The sequence below is a fragment of the Maricaulis sp. W15 genome (genome assembly GCF_001924955.1).
GTDB lineage: Bacteria > Pseudomonadota > Alphaproteobacteria > Caulobacterales > Maricaulaceae > Maricaulis > Maricaulis maris.
The window spans coordinates 121301-140803 of sequence record NZ_LQXG01000001.1 but is presented as its reverse complement, the minus strand read 5'-3'; the positions used below and the strand labels follow the sequence as shown (position 1 = coordinate 140803).

At 63.2% G+C, this 19503-nt stretch carries 17 protein-coding genes; 5 read left to right on the top strand and 12 right to left on the bottom strand.

Going from position 1 to position 19503, the window contains the following annotated elements; genetic code table 11:
* Positions 1–7: 7 nt before the first annotated feature.
* The 5 genes from mddA to thiE all read right to left on the bottom strand — a co-directional run bounded on the left by mddA (position 8) and on the right by thiE (position 4313).
* The gene (gene mddA, locus AWH62_RS00565; RefSeq protein ID WP_075188518.1) at positions 8–766 is read right to left on the bottom strand and encodes a methanethiol S-methyltransferase; all 759 of its coding nucleotides are present in this window, start codon (positions 764–766) and stop codon (positions 8–10) included.
* A gap of 117 nt (positions 767–883) precedes the next feature.
* Positions 884–1681, bottom strand: coding sequence for an inositol monophosphatase family protein (locus tag AWH62_RS00560; protein ID WP_075188517.1), 798 nt, complete (start codon positions 1679–1681; stop codon positions 884–886).
* Positions 1682–1685: 4 nt separating this feature from the next.
* Positions 1686–2252 (bottom strand): elongation factor P, encoded by a 567-nt coding sequence (efp, locus tag AWH62_RS00555; protein ID WP_075188516.1) that lies wholly within the window; start codon positions 2250–2252, stop codon positions 1686–1688.
* A 138-nt stretch (positions 2253–2390) separates the two neighbouring features.
* The gene (locus AWH62_RS00550) at positions 2391–3602 is read right to left on the bottom strand and encodes a tetratricopeptide repeat protein (protein WP_075188515.1); all 1212 of its coding nucleotides are present in this window, start codon (positions 3600–3602) and stop codon (positions 2391–2393) included.
* A gap of 93 nt (positions 3603–3695) precedes the next feature.
* On the bottom strand, positions 3696–4313 hold the full coding sequence (gene thiE, locus AWH62_RS00545) for a thiamine phosphate synthase (protein WP_075188514.1): 618 nt from the start codon (positions 4311–4313) through the stop codon (positions 3696–3698).
* A 168-nt stretch (positions 4314–4481) separates the two neighbouring features.
* On the opposite strand from thiE, the gene AWH62_RS00540 reads away from it, so the two are divergent.
* Positions 4482–4946 carry a peptidase S1 gene (locus AWH62_RS00540; protein WP_075188513.1) on the top strand — a complete coding sequence of 155 codons (465 nt, stop codon included), beginning with the start codon at positions 4482–4484 and terminating at the stop codon, positions 4944–4946.
* A gap of 82 nt (positions 4947–5028) precedes the next feature.
* Here the strand turns inward: AWH62_RS00540 and AWH62_RS00535 are convergent, their stop codons facing one another.
* The 3 genes from AWH62_RS00535 to gap all read right to left on the bottom strand — a co-directional run bounded on the left by AWH62_RS00535 (position 5029) and on the right by gap (position 8488).
* Positions 5029–6066: a class I fructose-bisphosphate aldolase gene (locus tag AWH62_RS00535; protein WP_075188512.1), complete on the bottom strand. Its 1038-nt coding sequence runs from the start codon at positions 6064–6066 to the stop codon at positions 5029–5031.
* Positions 6067–6242: 176 nt separating this feature from the next.
* Positions 6243–7454 carry a phosphoglycerate kinase gene (gene pgk, locus AWH62_RS00530; protein ID WP_075188511.1) on the bottom strand — a complete coding sequence of 404 codons (1212 nt, stop codon included), beginning with the start codon at positions 7452–7454 and terminating at the stop codon, positions 6243–6245.
* Between the two features lie 23 nt (positions 7455–7477).
* Complete coding sequence (gap, locus tag AWH62_RS00525) at positions 7478–8488, bottom strand: type I glyceraldehyde-3-phosphate dehydrogenase (RefSeq protein WP_075188510.1); 1011 nt, start codon at positions 8486–8488, stop codon at positions 7478–7480.
* A 377-nt stretch (positions 8489–8865) separates the two neighbouring features.
* Here gap and AWH62_RS00520 point away from each other — a divergent pair, with 377 nt between their 5' ends.
* A complete protein-coding gene (locus AWH62_RS00520) occupies positions 8866–10074 on the top strand; it encodes an NAD-dependent epimerase/dehydratase family protein (protein ID WP_075188509.1) in 1209 nt (402 codons plus the stop codon).
* A 327-nt stretch (positions 10075–10401) separates the two neighbouring features.
* A complete protein-coding gene (locus tag AWH62_RS00515; protein ID WP_075188508.1) occupies positions 10402–10710 on the top strand; it encodes a GIY-YIG nuclease family protein in 309 nt (102 codons plus the stop codon).
* A gap of 203 nt (positions 10711–10913) precedes the next feature.
* On the opposite strand, the gene AWH62_RS00510 is transcribed toward AWH62_RS00515, so the two are convergent.
* Both AWH62_RS00510 and argE read right to left on the bottom strand, forming a co-directional pair.
* Entirely contained in the window at positions 10914–11318 is a 405-nt protein-coding gene (locus AWH62_RS00510; RefSeq protein WP_075188507.1) for a hypothetical protein, read from the bottom strand.
* A gap of 20 nt (positions 11319–11338) precedes the next feature.
* The gene (gene argE / locus AWH62_RS00505) at positions 11339–12508 is read right to left on the bottom strand and encodes an acetylornithine deacetylase (protein WP_075188506.1); all 1170 of its coding nucleotides are present in this window, start codon (positions 12506–12508) and stop codon (positions 11339–11341) included.
* A 128-nt stretch (positions 12509–12636) separates the two neighbouring features.
* Here argE and AWH62_RS00500 point away from each other — a divergent pair, with 128 nt between their 5' ends.
* Positions 12637–14139, top strand: coding sequence for a TadE/TadG family type IV pilus assembly protein (locus AWH62_RS00500; protein WP_075188505.1), 1503 nt, complete (start codon positions 12637–12639; stop codon positions 14137–14139).
* A 93-nt stretch (positions 14140–14232) separates the two neighbouring features.
* Positions 14233–15792, top strand: coding sequence for a vWA domain-containing protein (locus AWH62_RS00495; protein WP_075188504.1), 1560 nt, complete (start codon positions 14233–14235; stop codon positions 15790–15792).
* A gap of 42 nt (positions 15793–15834) precedes the next feature.
* On the opposite strand, the gene AWH62_RS17060 is transcribed toward AWH62_RS00495, so the two are convergent.
* Entirely contained in the window at positions 15835–16539 is a 705-nt protein-coding gene (locus AWH62_RS17060; protein WP_083634878.1) for an FKBP-type peptidyl-prolyl cis-trans isomerase, read from the bottom strand.
* Positions 16540–16563: 24 nt separating this feature from the next.
* The gene (locus AWH62_RS00485; RefSeq protein ID WP_075188503.1) at positions 16564–19428 is read right to left on the bottom strand and encodes a pitrilysin family protein; all 2865 of its coding nucleotides are present in this window, start codon (positions 19426–19428) and stop codon (positions 16564–16566) included.
* Positions 19429–19503 lie beyond the last annotated feature (75 nt).

The window sequence follows — 19503 nt, the reverse complement described above, 5'->3', positions numbered from 1 at the left end:
GAAGCGCCTACTCCCCAGGCTGGGCCAGGGAATCCTTTCGCCCAATCTTGGGGAGAAAGGCACCGGCTTCCTTGCGATAATCCAGATAGTCATCACCAATTTCGGCGATCAGATCCTTTTCCTCAAAACGATAGACCGCGATGATCATGTAGGCCGTCGTGACGACCGCGAAGAGGAGATGGCCCAGCGTCATCACCGGCGCCGCCCAGAAGGCGATCATGAAACCGGTCATCATCGGATGCCGCACCAGACGGTAGAACAGGTGTTTGCGGAAGGGGGCGCCCTTGAAGGGGCGCCGCCGCAGATTGGCGTAGATCTGGCTCAGGCCGAACAGGTCGAAATGGCTGATCAGGAAGGTCGAGATCAGCACGATCAGCCAGCCGGACCAGAACAGGGCCTGCACCGCATAGGTCGCCAGCCCCTCGGGCACCGACCAGACCAGGCCCGGAATCGGCTGCCAGAAGGCATAGATCAAGGCGAGAGCGATCGAGGACAGCAGCACGTAAATCGTGCGTTCCAGATAGGTCGGCACAAGTCGGGTCCAGGCCGCCTTGAAGGCCGGACGCGCCATGACGCTGTGCTGCACGGCGAACAGGCTCAACAATGCCAGATTGACGATAATGGCCGTCACGACCGGCCCGGCCACACCGGAATCGATGGTTTTCGGCACGAGAAGATTGCCGACAAACCCGATCGAATAGAGGAATACAACGAAGAAGAATGCGTAGACGGCAATGCCGAATACAAACCCGATAGCCCGGCCCATAGCGAGCCCCCCTGCCTTGCCGACGCCCGAAACGGCACGTCATGATTGCAGGCTAGGCCATATTCTCCCGAAAAGATGCCCCAAGCGGGACGCCGCTTCGAAAATGGGTCCGGCTGGCTAGGCGGCGGCCTTCTTCAGACGCTCGACCACCTCGGCCAGCATGGGCTCGTTGCCGGCAGCGATATTACCGGTTTCCAGCAGGTTTTCCGCACCATCGGCTTCGGCGACGAAACCACCGGCTTCGCGGACCAGGATGATGCCGGCGGCGATGTCCCAGGATTTCAGGCCGCGCTCCCAGAAGCCGTCATAGCGACCGGCAGCGACCCAGGCGAGGTCGAGGGCGGCAGAACCCATGCGGCGAATGCCGGCGCAATGCGGCATGATCTGGTGGAGTTCCTTGAGGAAACGTGCCTGGCCCGGCTTGCCGATATAGGGCGTGCCGGTGGCGATGACGGCTTCGTCGAAATGCTTGCGCTCGGCAACCCGCAGACGGCGGTCGGCCAACCAGGCACCGCGGCCCTTTTCAGCGTGGAACATCTCGTCGGTGGCCGGATTGTAGACCACACCAGCAACCAGCTCGCCCTCGCGCTCGAGCGCGATCGAGACCGAAAAGTGCGGCATGCCGTGCAGGAAGTTCAGCGTGCCGTCGAGCGGATCGACGATCCAGCGGTGCGACTTGTCGCTGCCTTCAACAATCCCGCGTTCCTCCATCAGGAAGCCATAACCCGGACGGGCCTGGCTCAGACGGTCATAGATGATGTCCTCGGCCTTGTGATCGGCGACCGAGACGAAATCGGCCGGACCCTTGCGCGAGACCTGCAGGTGCTCGATGTCGCGAAAATCGCGATTGAGCGAACGGCCGGCGCGGGCGGCGACATCGGTCATGACAGTGAGGAGCGGAGACAGCGTACCCATGATATCAGTCCGCCCGCTTCACATAGCTGCCGTCTTCGGTGGCGACGATGATGCGCTCGCCAACGCCAACGAAGGGCGGAACCGAGGAGCGCACGCCGTTGGACAGGATGGCCGGCTTGTAGGAATTGGCGGCAGTCTGGCCCTTCACCACCGGCTCGGTATCGGCCACTTCCAGGGTCACGTGCTGCGGCAGGGAAATGCCGATCGGCCGTTCCTCGTGGAACTCGACAACGACATTCATGCCATCGGTGAGATAGGCCGCACGTTCCTCGCCGACGAAATCGGCCTGCAGCTCGATCTGCTCATAGCTTTCGGCATCCATGAAGGTCAGCATGTCATCGCTGGCGAACAGGAAGGTGTGATCCTTCTGCTCAAGGCGCACGCGCTCGACCTTGTCGGCGGCGCGGAAGCGTTCGTTGAGCTTGCGACCGTCGAGGAGGTTTTTCAGCTCGACCTGGGCGAAAGCGCCGCCCTTGCCCGGCTTGACGTGATCCGTCTTGACCGCGACCCACAGCGTATCCTGGTGCATCAGGACATTGCCGGGGCGGATTTCGTTACCGTTGATTTTCATAACTCACCTGTTGCCGCGCCAATGCGGCCCATATTTCGCGTCGGCGCGCGCGCGCCGCAAAGTGGCGCTCTCCTATCAGCGGGCATGCGGAACGGCAAGCCGCGCGGCACCGGCCCGACGCCGGGGCGCACCAAACCGTCAGCGCAGCGCGTCGAATTCAGCCCGTATCCGCTGGCGGACATCCGGTGGCAGGGCGCTTGCCAGCCCGGCCTCGAGCCGGTCGCGGTCACGATCATGCACCGGTGCGCCGAGATGATCGGTCGCCGCCAGCAAGGACCAGCGATAGGCCAGCTCAAGATCCTGTGACACGCCCTCGCCGCGCGCCAGCACGAAAGCGTAGAGGAATTGGCTCTCGGCATCCCCGCCACGGGCACCGCGCGAAAACCAGTAGGCGGCCAATTCCGGATCCGTATCGCCGCCGCGACCCTGATACATCATCAGACCGTATTGGCCCTGGGCTGGCGCGTAACCACTTTCGGCGGCGATGCGCATCCAGTTCCGGCCGGTCACATCATCCTGCGCCCCGCCCTCGCCATCGACCCACATCATGCCCGCCTGGAACGCGGCTTCGGCGTGGCGCTGGTTGGCGGCACGTTCATACCAGACCCGGGCGCCCGCCGCGTCACGCGCGCCCCCCAAACCCTCATCGAGCAATTGGGCGAGCTGGTACATGCCTTCCGCCGAGCCCTGCTGGGCGGCGCGGCCGGCCCACTCGCGGGCGGCGATGGCGTCCTGGGGCACGGGCGAGTTTTTCAGCGTCACCGCATGCGCAACCATGGCCGGGATATGACCGGCCCGGGCGGCGCGCTCGAACCAGGGCTCAGGCTGACCAAGCGCCAGCGACTCATCCCCGAGCGCCGCCAGTTGCCCGAGATTATAGAGCGCGACCGGATCGTCGCGGTCCGCGGCACGTGTGAACCAGCGCGCGGCCGCCGTCAGGTCAACCGGGCCACCCTCGCCATTGCGCGTCATGATGCCCGAGAGAAGCGCGGCATCGACAATGCCGCCGGCAGCCGCGGTCGCGGCATAATTGCGGGCCGAGGCCCAGTCTTCACCGAGATAGGCAATCTGGGCCCGATACCAAGCCGCCTCGGCGCCGCCCATTCCGGAAGGAATTTCGGCGTTGTCCGCTTCCAGCCCCTCGACCGCAGCACTCTGGACGTCTTCGGGCAACAGGATGAGTTCGCGCGGGAAGACCGTCGCGGGCGACGTGCCTTCGGTCGGCGCGTCTTCGGTGAGCACCGGCTCCGGCTCGGCCACGTCCTGGGCGTGGGCTGGCACGGCGGCAAGCAACAGGGAGGCGCTGACGGTCAACGCGGCAAGACGGGCGGTGTGGTTGGAAGCGATCATGCCCCTTCTAGAGCGCGTCGATTGCGGCACCGTCAAGCCTGCGCTGCGTTTGCTGGGTGAAATGTAATCCAGGGGCCGGCCGCGATCATCCCGTCAGGCCTCGCCGGTCAGCGCCGCAAAGGCCCTGACCGCTGCCGCCGGCCCGTCCGGATGCGCCCAGATGCCGGCCGAGACGGCGAGGAAGTCGGCGCCAGCCGCTATCAGCGGCGCGGCATTGTCGGCGGTGATGCCGCCAATGGCGACACAGGGCAGCTCAAACAATTCCACCCACCAGGTCAGGATGTCCGGCGTCGCGACATGGTCGGTTGCCTTGGTCGCGGTTGGATAAAAGGCACCGAACGCGACATAGTCCGCCCCTGCCTCACCCGCGACCATCGCCAGGTGACGGCTGGCATGGCAGGTCACGCCCACGCTCCGCTCCTTGCCCATGATCGCGCGCGCATCCTTCACCCGGCCATCGGACTGACCGATATGGACACCGTCGCAGCCGAGTTGGTCGGCCAGGTCGGGACTGTCATTGAGGATGGCAGCAACGCCGCGCGTCTGGGCCGCCCGAATGAGATCCGGCGCGAGACGGCGGATATCCGCCTCGTCGTGATCCTTGAGACGTATCTGCAGGGCCGACACCGGACCGGCATCGAGGGCCGTTTCCAGCCTTGCAAGGAAGTGCGCATCAATGCGCGGCGGGGTGATCAGGTAAAGCTCGCTCATGGGGCGCCTTTTCGCAGGCCTGCGCGACCGGCACAATGGCGCCGCGACAATCGGAGATGAACATCACCCAATCGGGTCATTCATCTTCCTTTCATCCAGTTTATACAAGGGTGACGCGCAACACGGGTAGGCGTGATGTCTGCGTGTCTTAAAAAGGGGATTTTTCACATGTCTTTCAAAACCATTCTCGCCGCCGGCATCGCTGCCGCGTCCTTCGCCGGCCTGGCCGCTGCCCAGGACTGGTCGCAGCCGCCGACCTTCGGCTCGGTGTCGTTGAACTCGGGCTTCACCCCGGATCCGTACACCACCTCGATCACCGCGGGCGGCACCATCCAGGCGTCCAACCTGTCCTCCTCCTGCGCCGGCATGATCGCCAACGCTCCGGACTTCCGCCTGAACTTCAATGCCGGCTCGCTGCCGCTTTACATCAGCGCCTATTCCAACGCCGACACCACGCTCGTGGTCAACGCACCGGACGGTTCCTGGTATTGCAATGACGACAGCAACGGCCTGAACCCGTCGCTCGCCTGGGGCAGCCCGATGTCCGGCCAGTACGACATCTGGATCGGCACCTACGGCACCAATTCCGACCTCGCTTCCTCGACGCTCCACATCTCCGAGCTCGGCGGCTAAGCCAACCGGATATCCGGAACGGAAAACCCCCGGCCAGACGGCCGGGGGTTTTTTGTTGTGCGTCGGTCTGGAAGGTCGCGCCCTAAGCCGTCTCTTTTTCCATCTCCGGCTTGTACTCGCCCAGCGAGGCGAGGCCGTTCATGCGGGCGCGGTGGTTGAAGGCGGCCTGGGCAGCCGCGTAATTTTCCGCCTTACCGGCCCAGGCTTTCAGCGGGGCGGCCTGCAGGGCGCGGCCGTAGGAGAAAGTCATCGGCCAGGGCAGGTCATAGGCTTCGTTCATGATCGAGAGATGATCGGTAGCTTCCTCGTCGGACTGACCGCCGGACAGGAAGGCGATGCCGGGCACGGCCGCCGGCACGCAATTGGCCAGGCACTGGACGGTCATGTCGGCGACTTCCTCGCGGCTGGCGCGATCATCATTGGTGGTGCCGGAGATGACCATGTTCGGCTTCAGGATCGTGCCTTCCAGCACGACGCCCTGATCGAACAGCTCGCGGTAAAGCGTCTTCAGCGCAAACTCGGTGACTTCATAGCAGCGCTCGATCGAGTGATCGCCATCCATGATGACTTCCGGCTCGACGATCGGGACGATATTGGCTTCCTGGCACAGGGCGGCATAGCGGGCCAAGGCGTGCATATTGGTATTGATGCAATACTGGCTCGGCACGCTGTCATCGCTGCCACCGCCGATATTGACCACGGCGCGCCATTTGGCGAAGCGGGCACCCAGCTCGTAATAATCAGCCAGACGATCGCGCAGCCCGTCGAGGCCCTCGGTGATCGTTTCGCCCTCGGCACCGGCCAGCGGCTTGGCACCCATATCGACCTTGATGCCCGGGATCGAGCCGGCATCGGTGATCAGCTTGGTCAGCGCGGTGCCGTCCTTGGCGCTCTGGCGGATGGTTTCATCATAGAGGATGACGCCGGAAATGTGCTTGCTCATGGCCGGCTCGGTGCGGAACAGCATGTCGCGCCAATCGCGGCGATTGTCCGGCGTGTTGTCCAGACCGATCGAGGCAAAACGCTTGCCGATCGTGCCGGTCGACTCGTCAGCGGCCAGAATACCCTTGCCCGGGGCCACCATGGCGCAGGCGATTTCGTTGAGTTGATCGAGATCCATCAGGATACCCCCAGCTGTTCAAGCATGTTGCGGCAGGCGCCCGCCTGCCCGTTCCAACGCCGCCCTTTTAGCGCGGGACGGCGTGAATTCCCACCGGTCAGGCGCGGATTTTCGCGCCGCGCCCGACTTTTCATGTTACCGATACCATCCGATATGCGGCAAGTCATCCCGCCGCGTCACGCGACCAGTTCTGGCGGCCCCATGACGGCGGCCACACCCGGCAGCGTCTTGCCTTCCATCCACTCCAGGAAAGCACCCCCGGCGGTCGAGATGAAAGTGAAATCACCGGCGACACCAGCCTGGTTCATGGCGGCGACCGTGTCGCCACCGCCGGCCACGGCAATCAGCTCGCCTTCGACGGCGGCGCGGGCGGCGTGGCGGGCGGCCTCGACCGTGGCGGTGTCAAAGGGCGGCGTCTCGAAGGCGCCGAGCGGTCCGTTCCAGATCAGCGTTGCCGACTTGTCGATCGCCTGGCCGAGCGCGACCACGGTGGCCGGACCGCAATCGAGGATCATCTCGTCGTCAGCAACATCGGTGACGGCGGCCAAGCGGGTCTCCGGATTGGGTTTGAATTCCTTTGCCAGCACCACATCGCTCGGCAGCATCAGCTTGCAGCCGCTTTCCTCGGCCGCCGCCAGGATGGCGCGGGCGGTGTCGACGAGGTCCTTCTCGCACAGGCTGGCACCGATCTTGATGCCCTGAGCGTGCAGCAGGGTGTTGGCCATCCCACCACCGACGAAGAGCGTGTCGACCTTCTTCACCAGGTTTTGCAGCAGGTCGATCTTGGTCGAGACCTTGGCCCCGCCCACCAGGGCGATGACCGGACGTTTCGGGCTTTCCAGCGCCGCGACCAGATGGTCGATCTCACGCTGCAGGGCCAGACCGGCATAGGACGGCAGGTGATGGGTTACGCCTTCTGTCGACGCATGGGCGCGGTGCGCGGCGGAGAAGGCGTCATTGACGTAAATGTCACCGAGTGCGGCAAGCGCCTTGGCAAAACCGGCCTCATTTTTCTCTTCGCCCGGCTCATAGCGCGTATTCTGCAACAACAGGACATCGCCATCGGACAGGCCGGCGACAGCCGCGGCGGCATCGTCACCCGCAACATCGTCCACAAAGCTGAGCTCGACACCCATCAGATCCGCCAGCGGCTGGCAGACCGGCTCCAGCGACATCTCCGCAACGCGCTGTCCCTTGGGACGACCGAAATGGGCCATCAGGATCACTTTCGCGCCACGCTCAACAAGATGGTCAATCGTCGGCAGGGCCGATTCCAGACGCGTCGCGTCGGTGACCTGCCCGTCCTTCATCGGCACGTTGAAATCAACCCGGACAAGCACGCGCTTGCCCTGGACATCGGCATCCTGGATGCGGCGGATCGTGGTCATGACGGAGCCTCTTGGCGCTCGAACTACAGGAATTTGCCCATGGCGACGGTGGTGTCGACCATGCGGCAAGCAAAGCCCCACTCATTGTCATACCAGGTCATGACCCGGGCCAGGCGCTCGTCGATGACCTTGATCTTGTCGAGGGCGACGATGGAGGAGCGGCTGTCGTGATTATAATCGATCGAGACCAGCGGCAGGCTATCATAACCCAGCACGCCCTTCATCGGACCGTCAGCGGCGGCCTTGACGGCTTCAGCCAGTTCTTCCGCCGTGGTGGCACGGCCCGGTGTGAAGACGAGGTCGATCAGCGACACATTCGGGGTCGGCACGCGGACGGCGGCGCCGTCGAGCTTGCCGACCAGTTCCGGCAGGACCAGGCCGACAGCCTTGGCGGCGCCGGTCGAGGTCGGGACCATCGACATGGCGGCGGCGCGGGCGCGGTGCAGATCCTTGTGATTGCGGTCCAGAGTCGGCTGGTCGCCGGTATAGGCGTGAATGGTGGTCATGTGGCCACGCTCGATGCCGACGGCGTCATTGAGCACCTTGGCGACCGGGGCCAGGCCATTGGTCGTGCACGAGGCGTTGGAGACGATGATGTCGCTGGCGGTCAGCTGGTCGTGATTGACGCCATAGACGATGGTCTTGTCGGCATTCTTGGCCGGAGCCGAGCACAGCACGCGTTTGGCGCCCGCCTCGATATGGGCCATCGAGGCCTCTTTCGAGTTGAAGGCCCCGGTGCATTCCATGACGATATCGACGCCCATATCACCCCAGGGCAGCTCGGCCGGATTGCGGTTGGAGACTTTCTGGATCTTGCCGAAACCGGCATCGATCCAGTCATCACCGACCTTGATCTCGCCGGGATAGCGGCCATGGACACTGTCATAGGTCAGGAGGTGGGCATTGGTTTCGGGGGTGGAACTGTCATTGATCGCGACAATCTCGACCTCGTCCCAGCGCTTGTTCTCCAGAACCGCGCGCAACGCCAGACGGCCAATACGACCAAAACCGGTAATCGCAACCCGAAGGGCCATGCTCATCTCTCCTTGTCAGATCGACCGGACGCAGGGCTCGTCCGGAAGAAGTTGGCGCGGATTTAGCGGCCTTTGAGGCCCTAGTCCACCGATGCGGTGCCGCAAAACAGCAAGGGACGGAATTTTTTACAAATCACGACTGCGCCGCCCATTTCATCGCATTTTTCCGCCAGCACGCAAACATCATGCCGAAAATGCCGCCTTCTCGCATCAACGATTGATGATAACGCTACCGCTTGCACCAAGCAGCTCGCGCCGGTCGAGCCAAGCTTGCCCGCATGACGCGATCAGCTGGACAGCAGACCACCCCTTGCCATGCCAGCCCCTCACTGCGAGAACAAAAAACCTAGGGATTTAACGTCAAGGGCAGACGTCGCATGAAAGTAATCGTTCTGGGCGGAGACGGCTTCTGCGGATGGCCGACCGCACTCCACCTTTCCAATCTCGGCCATGACGTCGTCATCGTCGACAATCTCTCGCGCCGCAAGATCGATATCGAGCTGGAAGTTGAAAGCCTGACACCGATCCGTCCGATGTCGGAACGCCTGGCCGCGTGGAAAGAGGTGTCGGGGCGCGACATCGGCTTCGTGAACATGAATGTCGGCAAGGACTATCAGGAACTCGTCGATCTGATCGAGGCTGAGCAGCCCGACACGATCATCCATTTCGCGGAACAGCGGGCGGCCCCCTATTCGATGAAATCGGCCCGCCACAAGCGCTATACGGTCGACAATAATCTCAACGCCACCAATGACGTGCTCGCTGCGATCGTCGAGACCGGCCGCGACATCCACCTCGTCCACCTCGGCACGATGGGCGTCTATGGCTATGGCACGGCCGGGATGAAGATTCCCGAGGGCTATCTGAAGGTGAAGATCGAGACCGATGAGGGCCTGAAGGATCAGGAAATCCTCTATCCGGCCAATCCGGGTTCAATCTATCACATGACCAAGACCCAGGATCAGCTCTTCTTCCATTTCTACAACAAGAACGACAAGGTGAAGATCACCGATCTCCACCAGGGCATTGTCTGGGGCACCCAGACCGAAGAGACCAAGCGCGATGAGCGCCTGATCAACCGCTTCGACTATGACGGCGATTACGGAACCGTGCTCAACCGCTTCCTGATGCAGGCGGCGGTGAACTATCCGATGACCGTGCACGGTACGGGCGGCCAAACGCGCGCCTTCATCCATATCCAGGACACGGTGCGCTGCATCCAGCTGGCGGTCGAGAACCCGCCCAAGCCGGGCGACAAGGTCCACATCCTCAACCAGATGACCGAGACCCACCGGGTCCGCGACCTGGCCAAGATGATCTGCGACCTAGCCGGCGCCGAGATGCAGCTCGTCCCCAATCCGCGCAATGAGGCGGACGAAAACGACCTGCATGTCGAGAACAACACCTTCCTCCAGCTGGGCCTGAACCCGACCACGCTCGCCGACGGGCTGATGGAAGAAGTCACCGACATCGCCCGCAAATATGCGGACCGCTGCGACAACTCGAAAATCCCCTGCATTTCCTATTGGGGCAAGGGGCGTGAGGACGCGGCCATCGCCAAGCCGGCGGAGACGGCGGCGGAGTAGGCGAGTCTGACGCCACGATCAAAGGGCGCCCGCTGCGGCGCCCTTTTTTTGTGCGCGCGCGACCCTCTACCGTCATCCTGACGAAAGTCAGGACCCAGACCGGCACGGTTCCATCAAACGGTCCGCCATCTGCCCGAGACATAGATCCGCCTTCACGCCGACGAACACCACCACCTGGCCCCACCGCCCCACTGGGTCCTGACGTGCGTCAGGATGACGGTGATTTGTGAGCCATAATGTTGTGAGGGCGTGACATCGGTCACAGCTTGCCGCCACCGCCAGCCGTCATCCTGACGAAAGTCAGGACCCAGACCGGCTGAGGCTTGGATGGCGAAACACCCCTGTGTCTACATACTGGCGAGCCAGCGAAACGGAACGCTTTACATCGGTGTCACCGGCAATATCGCCATGCGGGTGATGCTGCATCGCGACGGCAAGGATTCTGCCTTCACTCGCAAATATGGGGTCCACCGACTGGTCTGGTACGAGTTTCACGAAGATTTCGGCTTCGCCATTGAGCGTGAAAAGCGCCTGAAAAACTGGCGGCGGTCTTGGAAGCTCAAATTGATCGAAGCCACCAATCCGGACTGGGATGATCTCTACGACACCATCCAGATGTGGGCACCGATGGATTGAGATTGCCGCCCTTTTGATCCCGAGCCTTCCCACACACCGCCATTCCGTCAAAATCCGGACGCCAGGCCAACCGCCCCACTGGGTCCTGACGTGCGTCAGGATGACGGTTGTGGAATGGCCCCCGAGAAACATGCGCCCCCCGAATTGGGTCGGGCTCTAGTACGAAAACGGCGCCTCACGGGGCCCGGATTTTCGGGCTCGGCCTAACGGGCCTGTACCACCGACTGCAGCAGCCAAGCCAACGCTTCCGGTTCGGTGTCGAAGACCGCGAAAGCGTGATGCTCGTCCTTGTGGGGCAATTGCTCCCAGACCTGGATGATCGGCGAGTTCCAGCGCGCCGGGATGACCCAGGCTTCTCGCGTTCCCCGGCCGCGGATATCACGGGTCGCATCCATATAGGGCATGGCGACCTTGAGATATTTCTGCAGGGTCAGGGCGCTCAGATCGGCATCAATATCGAGATGCGTCAGGATACGGCGCGAGTCGGCCCATTGCGGCTCACCGATTATCTCCCGATCCGACTTCAGGATTTCTTCCATATCGACCCGGCCTTCGAACCGGATCCGGAAGGCATTGATCCCCGTGTCAAAGGTGTAACGGTAACTCATGGCTGTCCCCGGCCGCGATGTCAGGCCTCCATTTTCCGCACCATTTTCTCAAGAAATTCACAACAGGCGGCCAGCTGATCGATCGCCACGAACTCGTCCGGCTGATGCGCCTGGTTGATCGAACCGGGGCCGCAGACGACGACGGAAAGACCCGCCGCCTGGAACTGGCCGGCTTCGGTGCCGTAGGAGACCACGCGGGTGGAATTGTCGCCGGTGAGCTGGCGGGCAAGGCGCTCGGCAGCCCCGTCATTTTCCGGCGCGAAGGCGGGCACGTCGGACCGCACCGTGATCTCGATCGCGGCGTCCGGTGCGGATTGTCTCATCGCCGCCTCGATCCCGGCCGCCCGCTCGCGCAGACCGTCGGCAATTGCGTGCGGGTCGTCCCACGGGCAGGGCCGCATCAGCGTGCCGAACTCACACTCAAGCGCCAGGATATTGAGTGCCGTTCCGCCCTTGATCTCGCCAATCGTCAGCGTGCCATGGGGCGGGTTGAACGGGCTGTCGGCCGGGGCCGACGCCTCCATTTTTCCAGCCTCATCGACCAGGTACTGCATCAGGGGCACCGCATGGGTGATGGCACAGGCACCATCACGGACCAGTGAGGAATGGGCCTCGCGGCCACGCACTGTCACGGTCAGCGAGAACAGGCCCTTATGGGCGGTGACGACTTGCATGTCGGTGGGCTCGCCCACCACGACCATGGCGGGTTTGACCGGGCCCTCCATGATCCGGTCGATCAGCGCCGGCGCACCGAGACACCCGACCTCCTCGTCAAAGGAAAGCGCGATATGGATCGGCGTCTTGAGGCTTGCCGCGGCGATTTTCGGGGCCAGCGCCAAAATGCAGGCGGAGAAGCCCTTCATGTCGCAGGTGCCGCGACCATAGAGCCGGCCATCACCCTTGTCGGTCAGCACCCAGGGATCGGACGTCCAGGGCTGGCCATCGACCGGCACCACATCGGTATGACCGGACAGGACCACACCGCCATCAACCGCTGGCCCGAAACGGGCGTGCAGGTTGGCCTTGGTGCCGTCTTCATTGGGGATGCGCTCGCAGACCGCGCCGAGGGCCAGGAGCTTGGCCTCGACATGGTCGATCAGCGGCAGGTTGGAATTGCGCGAGGTGGTGTCGAAAGCGACGAGATCGCGCAGTTCGGCGATGGCGGTATCGAGATGGGCAGAAGCGGGCATGGGAACAATCTGATCCGTATTTGGCTGACAGTGTTATGAGGTTTTTTACAGCGTTATCAAACACCGCTCCGCTTGTCCGGCCTGCTGGTTCACCCTGTCCCTTGCTCACAATGGGACCAGACCGCGACATGTTGCGACACTTCTTCAAACGCCTCGGCGACTTCCCGCGCAATCGCCGCGGCAATATCGCGATATTGTTCTCGCTCCTGCTGGTCCCGATCACCGTCCTGTCCGGCGGGGCGGTGGACATCAACCAGGCGCTCAATGCCCGCGCCCGCCTGTCACGCGCGCTCGACGCGGCGGCGCTGGCGGTCGGCGTGCGGACTTCGATCAGCGAAAATGAAGCGACCGCCCTGGCCCTCGATTTCGTCGGTGCGAATTATCCCGACCGCGAGATCGGCGCGATCCAGAACCTCACCGTCCATCTCGACCAGGACAATGACCGCGTCACCGTGCGCGCCGAAAGCCGGGTCGAGACGATCATTCTCGGCCTGATCGGCATTGAACACATCACCGTGCACTGGGAGAGCGAGGTGCAACGCGCCCGGTCTTCGCTGGAACTGGTGATGGTGCTCGACAATACCGGCTCGATGGGCGGCTCGAAAATCTCCAGCCTGCGCTCGGCCGGCCTGCTCCTGACCGACATCCTGTTTGACGGCGCCGATGCCGACCGGCTGAAGATCGGACTGGTGCCCTTCTCGGCGACGGTGAATGTCGGCACCCAATATGACCGCGCCTGGTGGCTGGATCCGGACGCGCAGTCACCTCTGCATTCGGAGAATTTCGACCCGTCCGCCAATCGCTGGGACCTCTATGACAGTATCCAGAACCGCGCGTGGGAGGGCTGTGTCGAGGCGCGCGCCATCCCGCATGATGTCGAGGACACATTGCCCACAACGTCCGACCCGCAGACGCTCTTCCTCCCCTATTTTGCCCCGGACGAGTCCAATTACGCCAATAATGCCGGGTATTCGAACTCCTATCTCAATGACGGGATGGGTGGCTCGAATGAGCGGGCGCGGATGCGCAACACGCCAAAATACACCAACTCCTCGATCAATTCGTCGAGCCGCGGCCCGCAATGGGGCTGCACCGCACGCCCGATCACGCCACTGACCAATCAACGCTCGACCATCGACGACGCGATCGAGGACATGATCGCCAACGGCACGACCAATATCCCGATCGGGGTCAGCTGGGGCGTGCGGGTCCTGTCGCCCGGCATGCCGTTCACCGAGGGCGTCGGCTTCGACGAGGACGACACGATCAAGGCGATGGTGGTGCTGACCGATGGCGAGAATTATCTCGATGGCCGGAACAATCCGAACTATTCGAACTATTCCGGCTATGGCTTCATGCGCGACGGACGGCTGGGCATCCAGTCGCGCTCGGACAATACGATCCGCAACGCGCTGGACGACCGCACCGAAGCGGCCTGCGAATACGCCAAATCACTCGGCATCCGCGTCTATACGATCACCTTCCAGGTCTCGTCGAGTTCGACCCGCGACATGATGCGCGACTGCGCCACCCACCCCAGCCTGTATTATGACAGCCCGTCCGACACCGCCCTGCGCTCGGCCTTCGAGATGATCGCCGGCGATCTCACCAATCTGCGCCTGTCGAGATAGGTCCGGGATTAACCACTGAATAACCGTGCCTTATAACGCCCCCTTAATCCCGATCCGATAAGATTTTAGCGAATTCTGTATTGGATCCCTGCGATGCCTTTCCAAGGCCTGTTCAACCATTGCTCCCGCTTCTGCCGCGAAACGCGCGGCAATGTCGCGACGATTTTTGCGCTGTCCCTGGTCCCGGTTGCCCTGCTGTCGGGCGGCGCGGTTGATCTCAGCCAGTCGATGAATGCCCGCTCGCGCCTCGCCCAGGCACTCGATGCGGCGGCACTTGCTGTCGGGGTCAACACCTCGCTGTCGAATGCCCAGGCAACGCAGATCGCCAATGATTTCATCGCCGCCAATTATCCCGGCCGCGAGCTTGGCGTGGTCCAGAACATCAATGTCAGTGTCGATGATGTCACCGACACGGTCACCGTGACGGGCGAGGCCCGGGTCCAGACCACCATGCTCGGGATGGCGGGGATCGATTACATCACCGTGCACTGGGAGAGCGAAGTCCAGCGCGCCCGCCAGCGCCTTGAACTGGTCATGGTGCTCGACAATACGGGCTCGATGGGCGGCTCCAAGATCCGCAATCTTCGCGACAGCGCCGAGCTTCTCACCGAAATCCTGTTTGACGCCGCCGATGAGCCCGAGGACGTCAAGATCGGCCTCGTCCCCTTTGCGGCGACGGTGAATGTCGGCACGAATTACGAGCGCGCCTGGTGGCTCGACCCGCTGGCGGCCTCGCCGCTCCACGCCGAATGGGCCGGCGGCAGCACCGTCGAGGTCGAGACCTGCACCGGTCGGGGCCGACGGCGGCGATGCACCACGGAAGAAGTCCTGATCAATCATTGGGACTTGTTTGACGATCTGCGGAACACCGAATGGGAGGGCTGCGTCGAAGCGCGCGCCATCCCGATGGACATTGACGACACCCCGCCATCGGTCGGCAATCCGGAAACGCTCTTTGTGCCCTTCTTCGCCCCCGACGAGCCGGACAATGACCGGGACTACAGCAATGACTATTTGGACGATGGCATTACATCCAGCCTGTTGGGTCGCCTGATCAACCTGCTGAAGTATGACAATGGCCGCCCCAGCGGTGGCGGTCCGAACAGCGCCTGCACGACCACACCGATCACGCCCCTGACCTCGAACCGCTCCCGCCTGCTGAACGCCATCGACGACATGGAGGCGAACGGCACCACCAATATCCCGCAAGGCGTGGGCTGGGGCATTCGTGTCCTGTCACCGCAGGAACCCTTCACCGAGGGCACTGCCTATGATGATCGCGAAATCATCAAGGCGATGGTGATCCTGACCGACGGCGACAATGTCATGACCGGCCGGTCAACCGATCTGCGGTCGGACTACTCGGCCTATGGCTTCTCGGCGCATGGCCGGCTCGGCACGACCTCGTCGAGCAGCAGCACGCTGGGCAACCGCCTCGATGACCGTCTGGAGGACGCCTGTGATTATGCCAAGGCCCAGGGCATCCGCGTCTACACGATAACCTTCCAGGTCAATTCCAGCTCGACCCGTGACCTGATGCGCGGCTGTGCCAGCAATCCGAGCCTGTATTTCGACTCGCCCTCATCGGAGGCGCTGGAAGATGCCTTCGAAATGATTGCCGGTGACCTGACAAACCTGCGCCTGTCGCGGTAGGCGACAGGCGCAGGCCGTTTCAGTCAAATTCCGGACGCCGGATCAGCCCGGCAGGTCGAGCAATTCCAGCTCGAAGACCAGCGCCATGTTGGGGCCGATCGGGCCGCCCGGCGTACCGCGCATGCCATAGGCCAGGTCGGGATGGATGAAGAGTTCCCAGCGCTCGCCGACCCGCATCAGCGGCAGGGCTTCGACCCAGCCGGCGATCAGGCGGTCGGACGGGAAGGTGGCGGGCTCGCCGCGCGTCCACGAGCTGTCGAACTCTTCGCCATTGAGCAATTGCCCGCGATAATTGACGGTCACCATGTCGCCGCGCATCGGGCTGGCGCCGTCGTCGGAGGCGGTACGGATGCGGAAAGCCAGTCCCGACGGCAGCTGGAACACACACGGTTCGCTGACGATATTGCCGAGATAGTCTTCGGCCAGGGCGCCATTGGCGGCCGGATCGGTTGCATCTTCGGGCAGATCAACAAGCGGAATGGTGACGCCGTCATCGACCGGACACGCACGGGCAGAATCGACAACCAGTTGGCGGGCGATCAGCTGGTCCAGATTGGGCACAACCCGTTCAGCCAGTGCGAGGCGGGCGCGCAGCGCGGCTTCATCGCCGGTCGCAATCGTGTCGGCATTGGTGGATTGAGTGGTCATGGTCTCGCTTGAATTGGCATTGGAAGACGACGCGGCCGGGTCGGAACAAGCCGACAGCGCCAGGGCGTAGCAGGTCGCGGCAAGGGCAAAACGGGTCATGAAATCTGTCCTGTCAGCTGGATGTTATTCGGCGTCGCGCGGCAGGATGGTGACACGCCAGCTGCGCTCGGGCGAGAGGTAGGTGGCAGCCAGCTCGACAAGTTGAGCCTGTGTCACGGCCTCATAATCGGTTCGGATCGTGCGAATCCGGTCAAGGCGCTCGGGATGGGTCCAGGACTGGGACAGCCAGCTCATCCAGGCGGCATTGTTTTCCATCGCATTCTCGATCTGCTCGAGCATCGGGCGGCGCGCCCGCAGGACTTCGTCCTCGCTAATCTCACCGGCGGCAAGATCGGCCGCCAGTTCATTGATCGCGGCATAGGTCTGATCAACCGTGTCGATGCTGACATCGGCACCGACATAGAGATAGCCATAGTCGGGATAGACATCCGACTCCGACGCCGCGTTGGAGGCCGAATAAGTCAGTCCTTCGCGTTCGCGCAGGCGTTCGGTCAGCTTGAGGTCAAACACCGCATTGAGCAGGGCCATGGCGCGGGTCCGGGCCGGATCACTGTCGTCAAAGGTCGGCCAGTAGACATTGGCGCGGGCCTGATCGGCCGGACCGTTATGGTGCAACACGACCGGGTCGGCGACGGCCTCCGGGAAGACGATGGTGCGGGCCTCGTCATAATCGGGCCAGCTGCCGGCCCGGGCCGGCAAGGCGCCCAGCGTCGGGGCGAGCGCCTCGATGAGCGCCGCCTCGGAGACATCACCCACAATGGTCGCTTCTATCGGCGCCTGCTCCAGGGCCGGCGACAGGAAGGCCTCGATCGCCGCCATGTCGACACCGGCGACCTGTTCCGGATCAGGCAGGCCGTAGCGTTCATCACCGGAGCGGATCAGACGCGACACTTCCGCCGACATCACGCCGCCCGGCGTGGAATAGGAATTGCGGCGGATTTCCGGAATCACGGCACGGAACTGGTCCAGCCCTTCCTGACGCCAGCCCGGATCAGTGATGAAGGCCGTCAGCAGGTCCATCTGGATACGCAGATCCCCCGGCGTGGTCGCCGTGTTGAAGCTGAAACTGTCGTCCCCGACATTGAAACTGTAGCCGATATTTCGACCGGCCAGCACGCGGCCGAGATCGTCGGCGGAATGCGCGCCCAGACCGGACGCGGTGAAGACGGAGCCGGCAATGATATCAACCGCCGGCATCGCCCGCGGCTCAAGCTCGCCGCGACCGAAATCGAGACGGACCCGCACGGTGCGGTCTTCGAAATCGGTCGGCTTGAAGGTCACCGCAACGCCGTTTTCAAACTGCAGGCGGACCAGCCCAAGATCGGCGATTTCCTCGCGCGAGGCGATGACGCCGGCGGCGCCGAAATCGGTATAGGCAAAGCTCAGTGCGCCGTGATCCTCCGGTGCCTCGACGGGTTCGGCGGCACTGGCCTGCCAGGTTTCGATCAGACGGGATTGGGCATCCTCCATCTCGATCGAGGTGGCGAGGAAAAGCAGCGGCTCGACACCGTCCCATCGGGTCCGGAAAGCGGCACTGACCGCCTCCGGCGTTACCTGCGGCAAGCTTGCCTCAAACCGCTCGAGCATGGATTGCGGCGTGGTCAACACCTGATCGGAACGCCAGCTCGACCAGATCTGGTCAGACAGGTTGGCGGTCTGCCGCGTCCCGGCCTGCTCAGCCGCATCGCGCAGGCCGGTGTGCATGTTCGCGATCTGCTCGTCCAGCTCGGCCTGCGTGAAGCCATGCTCCAGCGCCCGACGCAATTCCTGCTCGACGGTGGTGACCCCCTCTTCCCAACGATCCGGCCGCACAATGGCCAGCACGGAGGCGCGGTCGGCAACGCCGAAATCCGTGCCGCGATTGGCCGCTGCCTGGATCAGGGGTGAGTTGCCGGAACTGGTCAGGGTCGCGAAACGACGCCCCAGAATGGCATCGCCGATATTGGCCAGATTATTGTCGAAGCGGGTGGCCGCACTGTCCAGCACCGGCTGGTGCGGCCGCACGGCGTCGACGGTGAAGATAGTGTAGAGTTCGGGATCATGGAAATAGCCGGCCGAAATCGGGCGGTCGGCGCTCACCGAACCGATATCGGGATCAGCCCGCGGATCCTCGATCCCGGCCCAGTCGGCAAAGCCGGCTTCGATCCGGGCAACCACCGCCTCCGGGTCGATATCGCCAACCACGACCACCATGCCCCGCTCGGGCGTGTAGAAATTCTCGTAATAATCGACGAAACGCTCGCGCTGTGCCGTCTCAACCACTTCGGTCGTTCCGATGGCATCGCGGTCGGGAACCAGCGTGTCAGGCAGGCGGAAGCGCCACAGCGCGTTGTTCCAGCGCCGGATCGGCGTGTTGCGGACACGCTCCTCGGACAGGACAACGCCGCGCTCGCGGTCAATTGCGTCCGGATCGAGCAGCAATTCACTCGCCGTCTGACGCATCAGGAAGAGCGCGGTGTCCAGCGCGTCTTCGCCGGCATCAGGCAGGTCGAGCTGATAACCGACGGTCTCATAGCCGGTGAAGGCATTGGTATCGGGGCCGAACTGCAGACCATGGCGCTCCAGCAGCGGCACCATCTCGCCCTCGGGCACCTCGGTCGAGCCATTGAAGGCCATGTGCTCGATGAAGTGGGCCAGACCGCGCTGGTCATCGGCCTCGCCGAGCGAGCCCATATTGAAGACCATGCGGACCGAGGCGACATTGGGCGGCGTCTGGTTGGCCCGGACCGCATAACGCAGGCCATTGTCGAGCTGGCCGTAAATGATGTCCGGGTCGGCCGGAAGATCGGTGACGTCGTGCACGAAGGCATAGTCGGTGGGAAGGTCGACAGAACCGACCGGATCCTCCCGGGCCGGCTGACAGGCGCCCAGTCCGAACGTCAGCGCCAGCGCCGCAATGCCCAGTCTCCAACCACGTCCAACCGTCATCACATCTCTCCCAAGGCTCTGTGTTCGATCCGGAACCTAGTGGCCACGGAGCGGCTGTCGAGTGAATTAGCGGCA

Bases quoted from the DNA above. Each gene is read 5' to 3' on its own strand.
- mddA (WP_075188518.1), bottom strand. From the start codon at position 766: ATGGGCCGGGCTATCGGGTTTGTATTCGGCATTGCCGTCTACGCATTC.
- AWH62_RS00560 (WP_075188517.1), bottom strand. From the start codon at position 1,681: ATGGGTACGCTGTCTCCGCTCCTCACTGTCATGACCGATGTCGCCGCC.
- efp (WP_075188516.1), bottom strand. From the start codon at position 2,252: ATGAAAATCAACGGTAACGAAATCCGCCCCGGCAATGTCCTGATGCAC.
- AWH62_RS00550 (WP_075188515.1), bottom strand. From the start codon at position 3,602: ATGATCGCTTCCAACCACACCGCCCGTCTTGCCGCGTTGACCGTCAGC.
- thiE (WP_075188514.1), bottom strand. From the start codon at position 4,313: ATGAGCGAGCTTTACCTGATCACCCCGCCGCGCATTGATGCGCACTTC.
- AWH62_RS00540 (WP_075188513.1), top strand. From the start codon at position 4,482: ATGTCTTTCAAAACCATTCTCGCCGCCGGCATCGCTGCCGCGTCCTTC.
- AWH62_RS00535 (WP_075188512.1), bottom strand. From the start codon at position 6,066: ATGGATCTCGATCAACTCAACGAAATCGCCTGCGCCATGGTGGCCCCG.
- pgk (WP_075188511.1), bottom strand. From the start codon at position 7,454: ATGACCACGATCCGCCGCATCCAGGATGCCGATGTCCAGGGCAAGCGC.
- gap (WP_075188510.1), bottom strand. From the start codon at position 8,488: ATGGCCCTTCGGGTTGCGATTACCGGTTTTGGTCGTATTGGCCGTCTG.
- AWH62_RS00520 (WP_075188509.1), top strand. From the start codon at position 8,866: ATGAAAGTAATCGTTCTGGGCGGAGACGGCTTCTGCGGATGGCCGACC.
- AWH62_RS00515 (WP_075188508.1), top strand. From the start codon at position 10,402: ATGGCGAAACACCCCTGTGTCTACATACTGGCGAGCCAGCGAAACGGA.
- AWH62_RS00510 (WP_075188507.1), bottom strand. From the start codon at position 11,318: ATGAGTTACCGTTACACCTTTGACACGGGGATCAATGCCTTCCGGATC.
- argE (WP_075188506.1), bottom strand. From the start codon at position 12,508: ATGCCCGCTTCTGCCCATCTCGATACCGCCATCGCCGAACTGCGCGAT.
- AWH62_RS00500 (WP_075188505.1), top strand. From the start codon at position 12,637: ATGTTGCGACACTTCTTCAAACGCCTCGGCGACTTCCCGCGCAATCGC.
- AWH62_RS00495 (WP_075188504.1), top strand. From the start codon at position 14,233: ATGCCTTTCCAAGGCCTGTTCAACCATTGCTCCCGCTTCTGCCGCGAA.
- AWH62_RS17060 (WP_083634878.1), bottom strand. From the start codon at position 16,539: ATGACCCGTTTTGCCCTTGCCGCGACCTGCTACGCCCTGGCGCTGTCG.
- AWH62_RS00485 (WP_075188503.1), bottom strand. From the start codon at position 19,428: ATGACGGTTGGACGTGGTTGGAGACTGGGCATTGCGGCGCTGGCGCTG.